1 protein-coding gene is annotated in these 1,011 nt (G+C 48.4%); it reads left to right on the top strand.

From position 1 onward, the window contains the following. Positions 1–55 precede the first annotated feature (55 nt). Entirely contained in the window at positions 56–955 is a 900-nt protein-coding gene (locus tag OU814_RS31270) for a transposase (RefSeq protein ID WP_268243324.1), read from the top strand. Positions 956–1,011 lie beyond the last annotated feature (56 nt).

The raw sequence follows: 1,011 nt of genomic DNA, 5'->3' as shown, positions 1-1,011 counted from the left end.
TTAGACCTGTTGGGGAATAAGTGATAATAGACAAGAAAACCGTTACCCTTGCCCGATGCTCAACCTTGAACGCGCACTGAACCAGGATCGCCTGCTCCGAGCATTGACAGGGCTAAATCGAAAAGCCTTTGATGCCTTGCTGCCGAGTTTTGAGCAAGCGTATGAGGCAAGTCGAGTGGCAGCAAAGCCAGTGCGAAAACGAGCAAGGGGAGGTGGACGCAAAGCGAGACTGAGCAGCATTGAAGCCAAACTGTTCTACATTTTGTTCTACTTCAAGTGCTATCCGACGTTTGATTTAGCTGGAATTTTGTTTGACCTTGACCGCTCCCAAACACACGAATGGATGCACGAATTGCAACCTGTTCTCGAAGCAGCTTTAGGACATGAGATGGTGCTCCCAGAGCGCAAGCTGCGGAGTATTGAAGCATTTCTGGAAATGTTTCCAGATGTGGAGCGGGTGATGATCGATGGGACAGAGCGCCCGATTCAACGTCCACAAGATCCAGAAACTCAGATGCAGAACTACTCCGGCAAAAAGCGCCGACATACTCGCAAGCATCTTGCGGCAGTAGACCAAACCAAACGGGTGTTGGTGTTGAGTCCATCCCGTGAGGGGAAGTTGCACGATAAGCGCTTTGAAGCTGAAGAGGAGATAGCCTTTCACATCCCGGATGAGATCCCAATTGAGGTGGACTTAGGCTTTCAAGGCTTGCAATCCGAGTATGTCAACATTCGCCTTCCACACAAGAAACCGAGAGGAGGTGAGCTAAGCGAGGAACAGAAACAAGAAAATCGCAGTTTGAGCCAATCGCGAGTTGTCTGTGAAAATGCTTTTGCAGGCATCAAGCGTTATGGTGCGGTGAGTGCGATTTATCGGAATCGAACTCAAGATTTTGATGATCATTTAATGCTGACTGCTGCTGGACTCTGGAACTTTTACTTGCTTGCTGCTTAACCTGATGGCAAAAAGTAGGAATCTCACAACTCTACAACTTATTCCCCAACAACTCT

Source organism: Leptolyngbya sp. GGD, assembly GCF_026735145.1.
In the GTDB taxonomy this organism is placed as follows: Bacteria; Cyanobacteriota; Cyanobacteriia; order Leptolyngbyales; family Leptolyngbyaceae; genus Leptolyngbya; species Leptolyngbya boryana.
Note: the sequence above shows the minus strand (reverse complement) of the source record. Positions and strands in the feature narration are given on the sequence as shown.

What these genes read in the sequence shown, in the direction of transcription:
- OU814_RS31270 (WP_268243324.1), top strand. Translation starts at nt 56, where the DNA reads ATGCTCAACCTTGAACGCGCACTGAACCAGGATCGCCTGCTCCGAGCA.